Origin of the sequence: Novosphingopyxis baekryungensis DSM 16222, from assembly GCF_000420305.1 — a bacterium.
Lineage (GTDB): Bacteria > Pseudomonadota > Alphaproteobacteria > Sphingomonadales > Sphingomonadaceae > Novosphingopyxis > Novosphingopyxis baekryungensis.
In genome coordinates, this window is the sequence record NZ_ATUR01000002.1 from 232,300 (window position 1) to 249,038 (window position 16,739).

Annotated in this window: 13 protein-coding genes; 8 read left to right on the forward strand and 5 right to left on the reverse strand. The window is 65.2% G+C overall.

From position 1 onward, the window contains the following. The first annotated feature begins 135 nt into the window (after window positions 1-135). Window positions 136-1,863, forward strand: a complete 1,728-nt coding sequence (locus tag G410_RS0101230; RefSeq protein WP_022671839.1) for a fatty acyl-AMP ligase — start codon at window positions 136-138, stop codon at window positions 1,861-1,863. Window positions 1,864-2,000: 137 nt separating this feature from the next. Further along, complete coding sequence (locus tag G410_RS0101235) at window positions 2,001-4,355, forward strand: putative bifunctional diguanylate cyclase/phosphodiesterase (RefSeq protein ID WP_022671840.1); 2,355 nt, start codon at window positions 2,001-2,003, stop codon at window positions 4,353-4,355. A 66-nt stretch (window positions 4,356-4,421) separates the two neighbouring features. On the opposite strand, the gene arsC is transcribed toward G410_RS0101235, so the two are convergent. The 5 genes from arsC to G410_RS0101260 form a co-directional block, all read right to left on the reverse strand. Continuing rightward, window positions 4,422-4,772 carry an arsenate reductase (glutaredoxin) gene (arsC, locus tag G410_RS0101240; protein ID WP_022671841.1) on the reverse strand — a complete coding sequence of 117 codons (351 nt, stop codon included), beginning with the start codon at window positions 4,770-4,772 and terminating at the stop codon, window positions 4,422-4,424. A gap of 40 nt (window positions 4,773-4,812) precedes the next feature. Beyond that, on the reverse strand, window positions 4,813-5,367 hold the full coding sequence (locus G410_RS0101245; protein ID WP_028970913.1) for a gamma carbonic anhydrase family protein: 555 nt from the start codon (window positions 5,365-5,367) through the stop codon (window positions 4,813-4,815). Beyond that, window positions 5,367-7,640, reverse strand: coding sequence for a class I SAM-dependent methyltransferase (locus tag G410_RS0101250; RefSeq protein ID WP_022671843.1), 2,274 nt, complete (start codon window positions 7,638-7,640; stop codon window positions 5,367-5,369). Before G410_RS0101250 ends, G410_RS0101245 begins: the two co-directional genes overlap by 1 nt. 50 nt (window positions 7,641-7,690) lie before the next feature. After that, the gene (hemB, locus tag G410_RS0101255) at window positions 7,691-8,680 is read right to left on the reverse strand and encodes a porphobilinogen synthase (RefSeq protein WP_022671844.1); all 990 of its coding nucleotides are present in this window, start codon (window positions 8,678-8,680) and stop codon (window positions 7,691-7,693) included. A 123-nt stretch (window positions 8,681-8,803) separates the two neighbouring features. Then, the gene (locus G410_RS0101260) at window positions 8,804-10,378 is read right to left on the reverse strand and encodes a M23 family metallopeptidase (RefSeq protein WP_022671845.1); all 1,575 of its coding nucleotides are present in this window, start codon (window positions 10,376-10,378) and stop codon (window positions 8,804-8,806) included. 246 nt (window positions 10,379-10,624) lie between these two features. Here G410_RS0101260 and G410_RS15145 point away from each other — a divergent pair, with 246 nt between their 5' ends. From G410_RS15145 to G410_RS0101290, 6 genes are all read left to right on the forward strand, one after another. Continuing rightward, window positions 10,625-13,495: a helicase-related protein gene (locus G410_RS15145; RefSeq protein ID WP_084488918.1), complete on the forward strand. Its 2,871-nt coding sequence runs from the start codon at window positions 10,625-10,627 to the stop codon at window positions 13,493-13,495. Then, entirely contained in the window at window positions 13,496-13,777 is a 282-nt protein-coding gene (locus G410_RS0101270; protein ID WP_022671847.1) for an RNA-binding S4 domain-containing protein, read from the forward strand. 102 nt (window positions 13,778-13,879) lie between these two features. Beyond that, on the forward strand, window positions 13,880-14,218 hold the full coding sequence (gene fdxA, locus G410_RS0101275; RefSeq protein ID WP_022671848.1) for a ferredoxin FdxA: 339 nt from the start codon (window positions 13,880-13,882) through the stop codon (window positions 14,216-14,218). 240 nt (window positions 14,219-14,458) lie between these two features. Further along, the gene (locus G410_RS0101280; RefSeq protein ID WP_028970916.1) at window positions 14,459-14,992 is read left to right on the forward strand and encodes a CarD family transcriptional regulator; all 534 of its coding nucleotides are present in this window, start codon (window positions 14,459-14,461) and stop codon (window positions 14,990-14,992) included. A 140-nt stretch (window positions 14,993-15,132) separates the two neighbouring features. Continuing rightward, entirely contained in the window at window positions 15,133-15,900 is a 768-nt protein-coding gene (locus tag G410_RS15150) for a head GIN domain-containing protein (RefSeq protein ID WP_051137165.1), read from the forward strand. Window positions 15,901-16,000: 100 nt separating this feature from the next. Next, window positions 16,001-16,723, forward strand: a complete 723-nt coding sequence (locus G410_RS0101290) for a GIN domain-containing protein (protein ID WP_022671850.1) — start codon at window positions 16,001-16,003, stop codon at window positions 16,721-16,723. The last annotated feature ends 16 nt before the right edge of the window (window positions 16,724-16,739 follow it).

Here is a 16,739-nt window from a genome sequence, read left to right on the forward strand (position 1 = left end):
GCCGGATTTTGAACTTGTAACGCCCTCATGGTGCGGTGCATGGAAGACTTTTACACCCGCGAATGGCCGCTAGACGAGCGTGGAGGGGATGGCCGAAGCGCTTCAGGCGCAGGCCGATCAAAGGTTGAGACTTATATGAACGACTTGATTGCAACCCCGACGCGGGACGATCTGGAGCGGCGCTTTTCGGATTTCGGCACTTTGGGGGAAGCGCTCGATTATGCCGCATCCGGCCAGCGCGGCCTGAATTTTCACGATATGCGCGGCCAGCTGGCGCGCGCCTATCCCTATCGCGCCTTGCGGCAGGATGCGCTGGAAGCCGCCGGACGCATGATCCAGGCTGGCATCGGCCCCAGGGACCGTGTGGCCTTGATTGCGGAAACGGGCGCGGATTTCGCCGCGCTGTTTTTCGGCGCCATCTATGTCGGCGCCTGGCCCGTTCCCCTGCCGCTGCCCACCAGCTTCGGCGGGCGCGATCATTATGTCGATCAACTGTCGGTCCAGCTGAAAAGCTGCGATGCGAAAATCCTGCTGCATCCGGCAGAGCTGGGCGACATGGCTGGCGCTGCGGCAGAGCAATGCGGCGTGCCGGCGTCCAGCTGGGAAGATTTCTCCGCGCAGCCGAAGAGCGAAAAGCCGCTGCCGCAGGCCGATCCGGACGATATCGCCTATCTGCAATATTCCAGTGGCTCGACCAGGTTTCCGCACGGCGTGGCGGTTTCCCACCGGGCGGTGCTCAGCAATCTGGCGGCGCATAGCCATGGCATGAACGTGCAGCCGGGTGACCGCTGCGTGTCCTGGCTGCCCTGGTATCATGACATGGGGCTGGTGGGCTGCCTGCTGTCGCCAGTCGCCAATCAGGTGTCTACCGATTATCTGAAGACGGAAGATTTCGCCCGCCGCCCCCTGGCCTGGCTGGACATGATTTCGGCGGCAGACGGCACGGTGCTGAGCTATTCGCCCACCTTTGGCTATGACATCTGCGCGCGCCGGATCGGCAGCCAGTCCAAGGTGTCCGAACGGTTCGATCTGTCCGGCTGGCGCGTGGCGGGCAATGGCGCGGACATGATCCGCCCCGATGTGATGCAGGCGTTCACGGACGCGTTCGCCCCGGCGGGCTTCGACGCCAAATCCTTCCTGCCCAGCTATGGCCTGGCCGAGGCCACGCTGGCCGTATCGATCATGCCGCCGGGCGAAGGCATCGTCGTCGAGATGGTCGAGGAAACCGAACTGAGCGGTCAGGACGATGGCGGGGACCGGCCCAAGCGCTATCGCAGCATCGTCAATTGCGGCAAACCGGTGCGCGACATGACGGTGGAAATTCGCTGCGACAGCGATGAAGTGCTGCCCGAGCGCGCGATCGGCAAGGTCTGGTGCAAGGGACCGTCGGTCATGGAAGGCTATTTCCGCGATACCGAAGCAACCGAGGCCTGCATGCGGGACGGTTGGCTGGACACCGGCGACATGGGATATCTGTCTGCCGGCTATGTCTATATCGTCGGGCGCGCCAAGGACATGATCATCATCAACGGCAAGAACCACTGGCCGCAGGATATCGAATGGGCGGTGGAGCAGTTGGCCGGATTCAAGGCCGGGGACATTGCCGCCTTCGCCATCACCACGCCCGGCGGTGAGGAAACGCCCGCCGTGCTGGTGCAGTGCCGCACATCGGACGATGCCGAACGCAGCAAGCTGCGCGATGCCATCCGTGAAAAGGTGCGCGCGGTGACGGGCATGAACTGCGTGGTCGAGCTGGTGCCGCCGCGCACCTTGCCGCGCACCAGCTCGGGCAAGCTCAGCCGGGCCAAGGCGCGCAATCTCTACCTTTCCGGAGAGATTCAGCCCTATTCCATAGCCGCCTGAGTGGCAGGGCCGGGCGGAAACGTCGGCCCCTTGCTGGCAACGGCCCAGCTTTCGTTTGGCCGTTCTTGCTGCGCCGCGAAGTGGCGGCTGGTGGTATCCTTACCGAACAGTAACGAATGCTGCGGTAGATCGCAGCGGTGAGCGATCTTTCTTCCTTATCGAGCCAGCCCGACCGGGCTCCGCTACGCGTATTACTCGGGCTTTTCTCGCTCGATAATATCGACTGGGGGCATGTCCACGCCATCCAGATGCGCAGCATGCGCGCCAGTGCGTTCATCCGTCTGGTCACGGCCTTGCTGGCCGTCCTGGCCATCGATCTGCTGTTTTTCCGGACGCTGAATCCGCTTCTGCTCGCCGGCTGGTCGATCCTGCTGGCGCTGAGCCTGTCCTATTCGCACCGGAGCGTTCTGCGCGGCGACTTTATCGAGCGCAAAACCGTGAGCGTGACGGAGCTGCGGCGGATGCAGCTGCATGCCCTGCCGTCTGCGCTGCTTTGGTCGGCCGCGCTGATCTACCTGTCGCAGACCGCCGCGCTCGACGACCTTATCCTGTTTTATTCGGTGGTGCTGCTATTGCTGGTGAGCTGTGCCACGCTGGTAGCGGCGGTGCCGCTGGCCTCCATCATTCTGGTGGGCACGATCAGCATAGCGGCGACGATCGCGTTCATCCTGCAGGGTTCGGTCGCCATGGCGGCCTGCAGTGCCGGCATCGGTCTGCTGCTGACCTTTGCTGCGCTGCAATCGGCCCGGCATTATGTCAGCGCGCATCTGGCGCAGATCCATCTGAACGAGAAGAGCGAGACGGTCAGCCTGCTGCTGCGCGAATTCGAGGATAGCGGCGCGGACTGGCTTTGGCAGATCGATACCGCGCGGCGGGTCACCCGCGTGTCGCCCCGCTTTGCCTTCGCGCTTGGCAAGGACGCGTCCGACATCGACGGCATGCCGCTGCTCCAGCTGGTGTCCGGCGATGCCTGGCAAAGCGGAAACTTTCCTCCGGCGCTGCACGAACTGGCGGAAAAACTGAACCGGCGTGAGGCGTTCAGCAACATGCTGGTGCCCGTGCGCATCGGGGATCGCCAATTATGGTGGGAGCTATCCGCCTCGCCGCGTATCGGGGAGGATGGCAGTTTCATGGGTTTCCGCGGTGTCGGCTCCGATGTCACGACCGAACAGGAGAGCCAGGAGAAGATATCCCATCTGGCCCGGTTCGATACGCTTACCGGGCTGCCCAACCGTCTTCAGCTCACCGAAGCGCTGGGCCAGGCCATGGCCGAATCGGACAAATGGCGCTCGCGCTGCTGTTTTCTGATGATCGATCTGGACCGGTTCAAGGCGGTCAACGATACGCTGGGGCATCCGATGGGCGACCGGCTGCTCAGCCAGGTTTCCAAGCGGCTGCGCGGCATCATGAGCGACAATGAGCTGTGCGGGCGGCTGGGGGGCGACGAATTTGCCGTGGTGGTGAAGGATGGCAGCGACAGCGCCTATGTCGCGCAGCTGGCAGACCGGATCATCGACGCGCTGTCCCGTCCCTATGAGGTGGACCAGCACACGCTGTTCATCGGTGCCAGCGTGGGCACCGCCATCGGCCCGCGCGACGGCCACACGGTCGAGATGCTCATGCGCAGCGCGGATCTGGCGCTGTACCGGTCCAAGGATGCCGGGGGCGGGGCCCACACCTGGTATAAGCCCAGCCTGCATGCCGATGCCGAAGAACGGCGCGTCATGGAGATGGAATTGCGCAAGGCGCTGGAGCGCGGCGAGCTGCACCTGCAATATCAGCCGGTGGTCGATGCCGTCGATTATACCGTGACCGGATTCGAAGCGCTGCTGCGCTGGACGAGCGCGAAATTCGGCCCCGTCTCCCCGGGCAAATTCATTCCGCTGGCCGAGGATGCCCGGCTGATCGGGCCCATCGGCGAGTGGGTGCTGCAGCAGGCATGCCGGGATGCCGTCCAGTTTCCCGATATGGTCAAGATGGCCGTCAACGTGTCCGTCGATCAGCTGACCATGCCCAATTATCTCGACACGGTGCGCAGTGCCCTGTCGATCAGCGGGCTGCCGACCAGGCGTCTGGAACTGGAGGTTACCGAGAGCATCTTCGTGCGCGGCGGGATGGCCGAAAAGATGCTGTCCGAGATTTTGGACCTCGGCGTGAAATTGTCGCTCGATGATTTCGGCACCGGCTATTCCTCGCTCGGCTATCTGCGCAAGAGCCGCTTCGACACGATCAAGGTGGACCGCAGCTTCGTGCAGGGCGCGGCCAAGGACGTGCCGGAAAGCATCGCCATCATCCGCGCGGTGGTGGCGCTGGCCGACAGTCTGGGCATGGCCACCACCGCAGAAGGCGTGGAGACCGAGGATGAGCTGCGCATGGTGCAACGGCTCGGCTGCAAGAAAATCCAGGGATTCTACTTCGGCCGGCCGATGGATTTTGCCGATGCCAAGGCGCTCTTCAGCAGCGGCGGCAGCGGCCTGATCGACGCCGCCTGAGCGTTCCGGCCCGCCCGATCGGACATCGCGGGCCGGGCTATCGCGTTTAGAGAGCGGACCGCCGGTTCAAAGAAGCGCGTGAACCTTGTCCTGCGGCCGGCACAGGGCGGCGCCCTTGTCGGTCCGCACCAGCGGCCGCTCGACCAGCATGGGATGGGCCACCATGGCATCGAGCAGCGCGTCATCGCCGACCGCCGCGTCGGTCAACCCCAGTTCTTCCGCAGGCGAACCGCGCACGCGCAGCGCCTCACGCGGGGTCAGGCCGGCATCCTTCAGGAGCTGCTCCAGCTGATCGCGCTGCCAGCCCTCATCCAGATAGCGGACCACGCGCACGTCCACGTCCGGCCTTTCCTCCAGAATGGCGAGCGTCTTGCGCGATGTGCCGCATTTCGGATTGTGCCAGATCGTTGCGTTCATCGCGGCGCTCCCATGGAAATCGGTTGATAAAGGCGCGCGCTCAGTCCTGCAGCGCGGCCCGGTGCCTTTTGCCGTTCTCGACATAATGGGCAACGCCCAACTGCATGCCGGCCTTGGCCGCATCGGTCAGGTCCCGCACTTTCTTGGCCGGCCGGCCGACCCATAATTCGCCCGCGGCGATATGCTTGCCTTCGGGCAGCAGTGCGCCCGCACCCAGCATGGCATCGCTTTCGATCACGCAGCCATCCATCACGATGGCGCCCAGGCCGACAAACGCCCGGTCATGCAGCACGCAGCCATGCACCATGGCCATATGGCCGATCAGCACATCTTCCCCGATGATGGTGGGAAATCCGTCCGGATGCCCCGGCATCGGGCCGTCGCAATGCACCACGCTGCCGTCCTGCACATTGCTGCGCGCGCCGATGGCGATATGGCTGACATCGGCGCGCAGCACGCAATTATACCAGATGCTCGCCTCCGGCCCGATTCGGACATCGCCGATGATGCGCGTGCCGGGCGCAATGAAGGCGCTGTCGTGGATATCGGGCGTTTTGCCGTTGATCGGGATGATGGTGACGTGCGGGCGCTGCATCAGGGCCTCCATAATTGCATGAGGGGCAGGACCGAGGCGAAATCGTCGGTCCAGCGGGTGAAATCCTTGCGGCGCGCAACCGGCGACCAGTCCGGGCTGACAAAGGCCAGGGGATCGCCGTCGTTGAGCGGCCCGGTCAGCTCCGCCAGCTTGTCCGCGCTGGGGCTCATCGCGATCCAGTGGGAGGCGCGCAAGCCCTCCGCATCGGCGGCATCGTCCGGATAGTCGCTGCGTTTGGCAATCGCCCAGCCGCGGGCCTGCGCTTCGGCGGCGAGCACCGGTTCCAGATCGATAAACCGGTTGGAGATGTGGATCAGCAGCATGCCGTTCGCCGATAGCGCAGCGGCATAGGTATCGAAGGCCTGCCTGGTCAGCAGATGCACCGGAATGGCATCGGACGAAAAGGCGTCGATCGCCAGCATGTCCATGCTCGCCGGCGGCGCGTCCGCAATGGTCAGCCGCGCATCGCCGATCTTGATCGGCACGTCTGGCGCGCAGCGGTCCAGATAGCTGAAATAACCGCCGTCTCTGGACAGGCCGATCACCGTCGGGTCGATCTCGAAAAAGCGCCAGTCCTGGCCCTCCCGGCGATAGCAGCTGAGTGTACCGGTGCCGAGACCGACCACCCCGATCGAGGCATCGGCGCCATACAGCGTCGAAGCACGGTCGAACGCCAGGCCGACACCGGAAGTGGCACCATAATAGCTGATCGGGCGGGTGGGATCGTCCATCAGCTGCATGCCGTGCATGGTGGTGCCGTGGGAAAGCCAGCGCAGCCGCCCATCCTGCCCGGCATTGACGCTGTAGACGCCGAAATAGCTGCGCGTGCGCAGGTCCGCCCAGCTCAGCTGCGCATTATAGATGCCGCCATTGGCGGTCAGCAGCGCCAGAACGACCAGCAGATAGCCGATGCGCTGACCGATCACGAGCGCGCCGAGCGCGATGATGATGCCGAGCAGCAGGATGCGCTGGGTGTCCATCTCCAATTCCAGCGTGAAGCCGATATAAAGGCCCAGGGCCAGCGCGGCAAAGCCGATGGCGGTGGCGACATGGCGTAGGCCGGCTTCACCGAAGATTTCCTCCTCGCCGATGGAAAACAGCCGCCGCTGCGGAATCAGCGCCGCCGCCGCCAGGATCAGGATGGGATGCTCCCAGGTCCAGTCGAACAGCAGCGGGGCCAACAGCGCGCAGAACACGCCGCCCAGCGCGCCGCCGATCGACATCATCAGATAGAAATTGGTGAGATGCTCCGGCGCGGGGCGCAGGCGGTACATGTCGCCATGCAGCGCCACCGCGACGGTGAACAGCAGGATCAGGCTGGCGCCCAGCTGCAGCAGCACCGAATTGCCGGGTGTCATGAACGCCAGGGCCCCGCACAGCAGCAGCGCGGGCGGGGTGAGGAAGCCGATGATCCTGGCCGGACCCTGCCGGGTGGCAAAGGCCATAGTGAAGCTGAGCAGATACAGGCCGAGCGGGATGGCCCAGATCAACGGCATCGCCACCAGATCGGTGGTGAGATGCGTGGTAGTGCTCAGCATCAGGCCCGAAGGCACCGATGCCAGCACGATCCAGTGGAGCTTGCGCCGCCATGTGGGGGCGGGCGTTAGGCTGATGCCCTGCGCGTTTGCGTCAGGGGTGTGCGGCACCGTGCGGACCAGTGCCCAGCCGCAGGCCGCCGCCAGCAGCAGCAAGGCAACATATAAGGCGGACCAGAAGGTGCTCTGCGCCTGCAAGGTCAGCGCCGGTTCCACCAGCAGCGGATAGGCCAGCAACCCGGCAAAACTGCCGACATTGGATGCGGCATAGAGCGCATAGGGTTCGCCCTTTTGGCCCGACAGCGCATACCAGCGCTGCATCAGCGGGGCCTGCGCGGACACCATGAAGAACAGCGGCCCGATCGATGCAAACAGCAGCCAGGGGACCCAGATGGCGGTGCTGCCGTCGCCAGGCGGCGTAAAACCGGCCAGACCGACCGGGAGCCACAGCAGCGCCAGCGCAAACAGGCCGATATGCAGGCCGGCCTGGGTGCGTCGGCGCAGGTTGGCGATGCGGTGGGCATAGGCATAACCGGCCAGCAGCAGCGCCTGATAGACCAGCATGGCGCTGTTCCAGACGGCCGGTGCGCCGCCCAGGCGCGGCAGCGCCATGCGCGCGAGCATCGGCTGCACCAGAAACAGCAGGAAACTGCCCGTCAGAATGGTGATGATGAACAGCCAGCGCTGGCCGGTCAGCGTGGCGGGGGCGGCGGCCCCGTCGGTCATGGTGCTGGCCATCGATCAGAACGTTTCCGTATCCGCCGGGCGCAGCCGAGGCAGCGCATGCTTCACCCCATCAGCCGCGCGGCGATTGGCGCATGATAGCTCAGCACGCCGCTGGCGCCCGCCCGTTTAAAGCCGGTCAGGATTTCCATCAGCAGCGTATCGCGGTCGCCCGCGCCGCTGGCGGCCATGGCCTCGATCATCGCATATTCGCCCGACACCATATAGGCATAGACCGGCAGGTCGAACCGGTCGGCGGCCATACGCACGATATCCAGATAGGGCAGGCCGGGCTTCACCATCACGCTGTCCGCGCCCTCGGCAATATCCAGCGCGATCTCGCGCATCGCCTCGCCGCCATTGGCCGGGTCCATCTGATAGCTTTTCTTGTCGCCTTTCAGCAGGCCGGTGGAGCCCACCGCATCGCGAAACGGACCGTAGAAAGCGGAGGCATATTTGGCGGCATAGGCCATGATCTGGACATTGGCGTGGCCGTCCTGCTCCAGCGCCTCGCGGATCGCGCCGATGCGCCCGTCCATCATGTCCGACGGGGCGACGATGTCCGATCCCGCCGCCGCCTGATTGAGCGCCTGTTGCACCAGCGCATCGACGGTCGCGTCGTTTTCGACATAGCCCGCCGCATCCAGCAAGCCGTCCTGGCCGTGGCTGGTATAGGGATCGAGCGCGACATCGGTCAGCACGCCGATGGCATCGGCCACCGCATCCTTGATGGCGCGGATGCCGCTGCACATCAGATTGTCCGGATTGGCGGCTTCTTCCCCGTCGTCGCTGCGTCTGTCCGCCGGGGTGTTGGGGAACAGCGCCAGACAGGGGATGCCCAGATCGATCGCTTCCTTCGCCTTGTCGGCCAGGCCCGAGAGCGGGATGCGCGAGACGCCGGGCAGGCTGGCGACGGGCTCTTCCACGTCTCCGTTGGCGATGAACAGCGGCCAGATCAGGTCGCTGGGATGCAGGCGGTGTTCGCGCACCATCTCACGGCTCCAGCCGGTGGCGCGGCTGCGGCGCAGGCGTGTGGCGGGGTAGGAAATGGCCATGGATGCTCCCAAAGGGCAGCCGGGCTTGTCTGGCTGCACCGGCTAATGATCGATCGATTGGGACCGGCTGTAAACCGCGTTGTCTGCGCCCTCAACCCGTGACGGGATCGGCGATGGAGCGGATCAGGCGGCGCCCTGATGCTCCAGCCGGTCGATCTCGCGCATCGGTTTGTCCTCCTGGCGCGCGGTCTTCATCTGGCCGAGCGCGGCGCCGGGCTTGACCGATTTCAGGCTGCGCAGCTGCGCCTTGAAGGACGCCAGATCGCGGCCCGAAAGCTGCGCGCGCTCGGTAAACTTCACCGACAGCGGATTGATCGCGCGGCCACCGCGATACAGCTCGTAATGCAAATGCGGACCGGTCGACAGGCCCGTGGAGCCGACATAGCCGATGATCTGGCCGCGCCGCACCGTCTGACCGCTGCGCGCGGCAATGCGGCTCATATGCGCATAGCCGGACTCCAGCCCGCCGCTGTGGCGCAGCTTGACGTAATTGCCATGGCCGCCATGACGACCGGAGAAGGTCACCCGGCCATCGGCGGCGGCATAGATCGGCTCGCCATAACGGGCGCGCATGTCCAGGCCGCTATGCATGCGGGCATAGCCGAGCACGGGATGGCGGCGGCGGCCGAAGCCGGATGTGATGGCGCCATTGACCGGGCGCAGCAGCGCGCCGCGCGTCTCGCCCACACCGGACGCCTCATACCATTGGGTGCGCCCGCCGCTGGTCCAGCGCAGCATCTGCACCTTGTCCTTGCCGTCGCGCGTAATGCCGGCATAGCGCAGATCGCCTACCTCCACCTCTCCGGTTTCGGCCCGGCGATAGTCGAGGATCAGGTCGAACTCGTCCGAGGCGCGGATGGCGCCGACGCGCATCTGCTGGTCGATTACCTTCAGGAATGTCTGCACCGCTTCGGCCGGCGCGCCAGCCGCGCGGGCCGCGCGATAGAGCGATCCACCGACCGTGCCGCGCACGCGCAGCGGGGTATCGTCCACCTTGATCGGATCGCGCTTCAGCGTCAGCGCGCCGTCGATACGCTCGACCGCCAGATTGAGATCGAACCGCGCGCGAAAGGCTAGGCTTTCCAGCGGGCGCGGCTGGGTTCTGGAGGTGCGGCGGCCCAGCACCATGTCGATGCGCGTGCCGGGCTGGATGGCATCGCTGTCCATGGCGAAGCCCACCAGTTCCTCCACGCGCGCCGCATCGTCGCCGCCAACCCCGGCGCGCTTCAGGACGCGCGCGAAGCTGTCGCCGCGGCCGAGCGTGGCGGTCATCTCGATCTGCGGGCGATCCGGGCTGGCCTTGAGCGGCACCACGGCATCGGTGGCGGCCATGCGCCGCCCGGTATCGCTGCCATAGGCCAGCGGCATGATCATATAGGCGCGCGATTCCTGGAAGGCGTCGCCGCTCAGCGTTTCGGGCTGCGTGCCGTAGATCGGCTGAAAATCGGGCAGCAGCGAAAGGCTGCCGGCGATCATGGCGAGCATCGTGACAAGGCCCCGCCACCAGCGCCGCGATCCGATATCCTCGCCCAGATCGACCGCAAGATCGAACAGCGGCGGGCGGACGGTCCGTTCGCGAAACTTGTTGGCCTGGGCAGCCTGCGGCGTATCGGATGCCGCAAAGGGCAGGGCATCGCTGAGCGAGAGCGCCGCTGCACCCCCTCCGCCGACCGCAAAATCTTCGCGTTCCTTGAACAACCCCGAACCCTTTCGTGCCCCAACCCTTGAACGGCGCCATGCGCCCCGATGCCTGCACTGTTGCCGCGATTGTGCCGAGACAGGGTTAAAGTCAATTTAAGAGGCGGCGAACCGCCACGATCTTGCGCCAGGCCGTTGTGCGCAAGCGCCGGAAAGCGGGAACCTTCGCGGGCGTGGTCGATACGGCCCTGCGTTCGGCTCCGCTTGCAATTGCGCGCCGATCCGCCGATCTTGCGCGACAGCACCATGGCCGACCTTTCCTCGATCACCGCCGTCCTTGGCCCCACCAACACCGGCAAGACCCATCTGGCGGTCGAGCGGCTGACCGCGCATTCGTCCGGCATGATCGGCTTTCCGCTGCGTCTGCTGGCGCGCGAGGTGTATGACCGGGTCTGCGCGATGAAGGGCGCGAACCGGGTGGCGCTGATCACCGGCGAGGAGAAGATCGAACCGCCCGATGCGCGCTGGTATCTGTGCACCGCGGAATCCATGCCGCTCGACAAGGAGCTGGGCTTCGTGGCGCTGGATGAGGCGCAGCTGGGCGCCGATCCCGAGCGCGGGCATGTGTTTACCGATCGTCTGCTGCGCGCGCGTGGCCGCGAGGAAACGATGATCCTGGGATCGGACATGTTGCGCCCGATGATCCGGCAGCTGCTGCCGGAAGCCGAGATCGTCACCCGCCCGCGTTTTTCCACGCTGAGCTATGCCGGTGCGAAGAAGCTGTCCCGCCTGCCGCGTCGCAGCGCCATCGTCGCCTTCTCGGTGGAAGAGGTCTATGCCGTGGCCGAAATGTTGCGGCGCTTCGCGGGCGGCGCGGCGGTGGTGATGGGCGCGCTGTCCCCGTCCACCCGAAATGCGCAGGTGCGCATGTTTCAGGAAGGCGAGGTCGATTATCTGGTGGCGACGGACGCCATCGGCATGGGGCTGAATCTGGATGTGCGCCATGTCGCCTTTGCCTCGCTGCACAAATTCGACGGGCACCGGCGGCGGCGGCTGACGGTGCCGGAAATGGCGCAGATCGCCGGGCGCGCCGGGCGCCACCAGACCGACGGCACCTTCGGCGTGCTGACCGGGCAGGGCGGGGAGTTCACGCCAGAAGAGATCGAGGCGATCGAGGAGCATCGCTTCAAGCCGCTGCAGCATATGTACTGGCGCGAGAGCGAGCCGCGCTTCACCGATGTTGGCACGCTGATCGGCGATCTGGAATCGCGGCCCGCCGATCCGGTGCTGAAGCCGGCGCCGGAGGCGATCGACCTGGCGGTGCTCAAACGGCTGACCGACAGCGGCGAGGTGATGGCCCATGTCCATGGTGCCAAGGGCTTGCGGCGTCTGTGGGCTGCGGCCTCGCTGCCCGATTTCCGTCAGGTCGGGCCCGATCATCATGCCCGTTTCATCACGCGTTTGTGGCGCCATCTGGGCACCGGACGCCTGCCGCGCGCGCTGGTGGCGCAGGAAATTGCCCGGCTCGACGATATGCGCGGCGATGTCGAGGCGCTGGCGCAGAAGATCGCGGCGACGCGCACCTGGTCCTACATCGCGCATCGCCCGGACTGGGTGGAGGACCGCGCGGACATGGCCGATCGCACGCGCGCGCTGGAACAGAAACTGTCCGACGCGCTGCACGATCGGCTGCGCCAGCGTTTCGTCGACCGGCGGACCTCGGTCTTGCTCAGAAAGATGGGCAAGGATGCCTCGCTTCTGCCCGTTTCGCTTGACGAGAGTGGCAAGGTGCTGGTTGATGGCGAGGAGATCGGCACGCTCGACGGTTTCCGGTTCAAGCCGGTGGCCGACGCGCGAGCCAGCGAAAGCCGCCTGCTGTTGGCGGCCGCAGAACGACATCTCGGAGGATTGATGACGCAAAAAGCGGGCGAACTGGCCGCATCGGAAGACGCGGATTTCACGCTGGAGGCAAATGCCGCCGGCCGGCCCGCGATCATGTGGCGCGGCGGTGAGCTGGGGCTGCTGGAGCCGGGCAAGACGTTGCTGCAGCCGGTGTTCAAACCGGCCAAGGCGCTCAATGGGCTGGAAGGCGCGGATCTTTCCGCCGTCGTGGCGCGCGCCGAAAGCTGGCTCGAATCGCGGATCGAAAAGCATCTGGGCGGCGTGACCGCGCTGCTGGCGCTTTCGCAAAGCGTCCATGCGCCGCCGACGGTGCGCGCGCTGGCGATCCAGCTGGCCGAGCAGGGCGGCGTGGCCGCCCGCGCCGACGTTGCCGATGCGGTGCATGCGCTCGACAAAGATCAGCGGGCCGCCGCACGCAAGGCGGGCATCGTGTTCGGGGCGCTCGATATCTATCATCATCTGGCGCTGAAGCCCGGCGCGGCGCGCTGGCGCAGCGCGCTCGACGCGGTGATGACGGGCAAGCCCATGCCCGATCTGCCGCCCGAAAGCGCCGTGCACCTGACCGACTGGCGCTTTGCCAATGTGCGCGATTGCCGCAATGCCGGCTATCGCCGCTTCGGCACCGAACATCTGCGCATCGATCTGGTCGAGCGGCTGGCCAGAAAGGCGCATGAAGCGCGCGGACAGGCACGCGATTTCGATATCGATCTGGCGCTGCCGACATCGCTCGGGCTCAGCGAGCAGGGCTTCGACATGCTGATGCGCGACGCCGGTTTCCGCCGGATGCCCCCGGCCAAGCCCGCCGAAACCGAGACGCAGCCTGATGCTGCGCAGGAACATGCCGCGTCCGCGCCCGAGGCTCCGGCGCCCGATGCTCCAGCGCCGGAAGCGCAAGAGGAGGCGCCGGCAGCAGCCATGCCGGGTGCCGACACGCCCGAAGCAATGGCTGCCACTGCGCCGGAGGGAGCCCCTGCAAGCGAGGCGCCCACCACCGGCGAAGCCGCCGCCGCAGATGCGCCAACGGATGCGCCGGCATCAGCCGATCCCGCGCCGCAGACCGCCGCCGTCTATCCGGTGCTGCGTTATCGCTGGGTCGGCCTGCCCAAGCCCGGCCGCGATCAGCAGACGCGCAAAAGCCGCGGTGGGCCGAAGCGGTCCGACAAGGATCGCGGCCCGCGCCATGACGGCCCCAAGGGCCCGCCGCCCGCGCCCAAGCAAAAACCCGTGCAGAGCGCCCTGGCCGAACAATTGGCGGCGCTCACCGGCCGCTCCTGAATGCAGGCAGGGCAGCGGACGGATATCCGGCCCGATATCCGGATCGACAAGCTTCTCTGGTATCTGCGGCTCACCAAAAGCCGGGCCCGCGCGCGGGCCATATTGGGCCAAGGCCATGTCCGCCTCAACGGCCGCCATGTCGACCGCGTGAGTGCCTGCGTGCGGGCGGGGGATGTCATCACCTTGCCGCTGGGCGAGGCGGCGCGGGTGTTTCGCGTGCTAGCCCTGCCATCCCGGCGTGGCCCTCCGGCAGAGGCGGCAAGCTGTTATGAAGAGCTTTGACCTGTCTCAATATCCGCATTTTCCTGCCCGCGCGGATTGACTTAGAAGGCATGCGCGCCATAGCAGGCTGGAGAATCCACTGAACTGCCGGAGCCGCCGTCCATGACCTATGTCGTCACCGAAGCCTGCATCAAATGCAAATATATGGATTGCGTCGAGGTCTGCCCCGTCGACTGCTTCTATGAGGGCGAGAATATGCTGGTGATCAATCCCAGCGAATGCATCGATTGCGGCGTGTGCGAGCCGGAATGCCCCGCCGAAGCGATCCTGCCGGATACCGAGGACGGTCTGGAAAAGATGCTCGAGGTGAACACCAAGTTCAGCGCGGAATGGCCGAACATCACGGTGAGCCGCGCCGCGCCGGACGATGCCGACGCATTCAAGGGCGAAGACGACAAATATGACAAATATTTCTCGCCCGAGCCTGGCGAAGGCGACTGATCCTTCGCCCTGCTCAGGCTTTCAGGGCCGGGCAGGGCCGGTGCCCCTTGTTCAGATAGAACAGGGGCTGGAAATAATCTGTCGAAGCTGTTACATTGCGATGTGAAACGAAAGGTGCTGTCATGCGTCTATTCGTCTTGGGTCCCCGTATCACCGGGTTAGGTTCCTCCATCGAGAGCCCGTGACGCCGCCAAGGCCCGGCGCGCGCCGGGCTTTTTCCTTCCGGAAAGGTCAATGTTTATGGCGTCCAATGCGTTTCTCTTCGATGTCGGCGATTATGTGGTTTACCCCAAACATGGTGTGGGCCGGGTAATCGAACTGCAGAATGACGAGATCGCGGGCATGCAGCTGGAGCTGTACGTGCTGCGCTTTGAAAAAGAGAAGATGACGCTTCGCGTTCCGACCAACAAGGCGGAAAGCGTCGGCATGCGCAAGCTGTCGAGCGACAAGACCCTAAAGCAGGCCATGGACACGCTGACCGGCAAGCCCAAGGTGAAGCGCACCATGTGGTCGCGCCGTGCCCAGGAATATGAAGCCAAGATCAACAGCGGCGATCTGGTTTCGATCGCAGAGGTGACACGCGACTTGTTCCGCCCGGACGATCAGCCAGAGCAGAGCTATTCCGAGCGCCAGATTTTCGAAGCGGCGTCGAGCCGTCTTGCCCGCGAGCTGGCGGCCATGGAAAAGACCGACGAGCCGACCGCGCTGCAGAAGATTCTCGGCATTCTGAACGAGGCCGCGCCGCAATATTACGAACAGCCCGACGAAGCCTGAACAGGTCTGACGGAAAGATGAGGGGCGCCTGCGGGCGCCCTTTTTCGTTTCGGCAAGCGGCATGGCTGGATCGACCAGCGTATTTGCGATGCCGGGCCGATCATTGTATTGTCCGGATAACACAGCAAAAGGATGTCTCCATGCGGTATTCGGCACGGTTTTCGGTTTTGACGGTTCCTCTGGCCGCCGGTCTTCTAACGCTTTCGGGCTGCGGCTATTCGGTGTTCGACGCGGCGGAGGACGTGTCCAGCTTCACCGCCGACGGGTTGAAGAACGGACAGCCGATCGGCGAGACGCCGGTTGCGTTATCGGCGTTCGACGAGCTGGCGGTGATCGGCCCTGATGCCGTGATATTCACCACGGACGGCACGCCCAGCATCCGTGCCGCCGGGTCGCCCGATCTGCTGTCCCATCTTCGCTACAGCATGGAAGACGGCACATTGCTGATCGGCCGCGACCGGAATTTTTCCGGCGATAGCGGCAGCGCGACCATCTATGTCACCGGCGCGTCGCTCAAGGCGGTTAGCGCAGCCGGGTCCGGCGCGGTAACGGTCGACCGGATGGCAGGGCCGAGCGTCGATCTGTCGATGGCCGGCTCCGGCGGGCTCAAGGTCATGGACATGCAAACCGATCGGCTGGACGCGAGCATGGCCGGCTCCGGCAATATGCAACTGGCGGGACGCGCGGCCGCGAGCGATATTTCCATCGCCGGATCGGGCGACATCGACGGGCGGCAGCTGACCACCGACGTGGCGGATGTCTCGATTGCCGGATCGGGCGGCGTCAAGCTGCGATCGGACGGTAGGGTCGAGGCGAGCATCATGGGATCGGGCGATGTCGACGTGACGGGCTCGGCCACCTGCGAAACGAGCGCGATGGGATCGGGCAAGGCGCGCTGCGGACGTTAAACACGCGGCGGTACACGGCATGCATGGGAAAACTTTGCCCGTCACGCCAAACTGGGTCATGATGGCGGCTCGTGCCGCGGCACCAGATAGATAGGCTGTCATGACCCGTATTGTTCTGATTATTCTTTGGGCCCTCGTCGCTGCTGCACCTGCTTCGGCCAAGGAGCGCAGCTTCATTCTGGGCGGGTTCGAGCGGATTGTGGTGGAAGGCGATATCGTGGTGCATATCACCACGGGCGTATCGCCCTCCGCCGCAGCCGAAGGCACGCTGGATCAGCTGGACCGGGTGCGGCTGGTGCGCAACGGCAATATGGTAACCGCCAAGCTGCTGTCCCCGGTACGCACCAGCGGCAATGAACGCAGCGACAGCGGGCCCTTGGTCGTCAACCTCTCCACCCGCCGCCTTGCGGAGATTACGACGCGCGGCAATGGCGTGGTGACGGCAGACGCGATGGAGGATCGGACGGTCCGAATCTTCCAGAATGGCAGCGGACAGATCACCGTGGGCCGCGTCGACGCGGACATGCTGTATCTCAATCTGGTCGGCGCAGGCTCCTTGACGATCAGGGGCGGCATAGCGCGCGAAGGGCAGGCGCAACTGACCGGCGCGGTCAGATGGCGCGCGCCGGACCTGATGCTGGACCGGCTGGACCTGACCCATAGCGGGCCGGCCACAAGCGCGGTGATGGTGGACGAATTCGCCCGCATTACGAACAACGGCACCGGACAGATCGATATCGGCGGCACCGCGGACTGCGATATTCGCTCCACTGGATCGGCGCGGATCATCTGCGGCAATGGCGAGAATTTCCGCCAGCGCTGACTGTCCGGTAATTCCG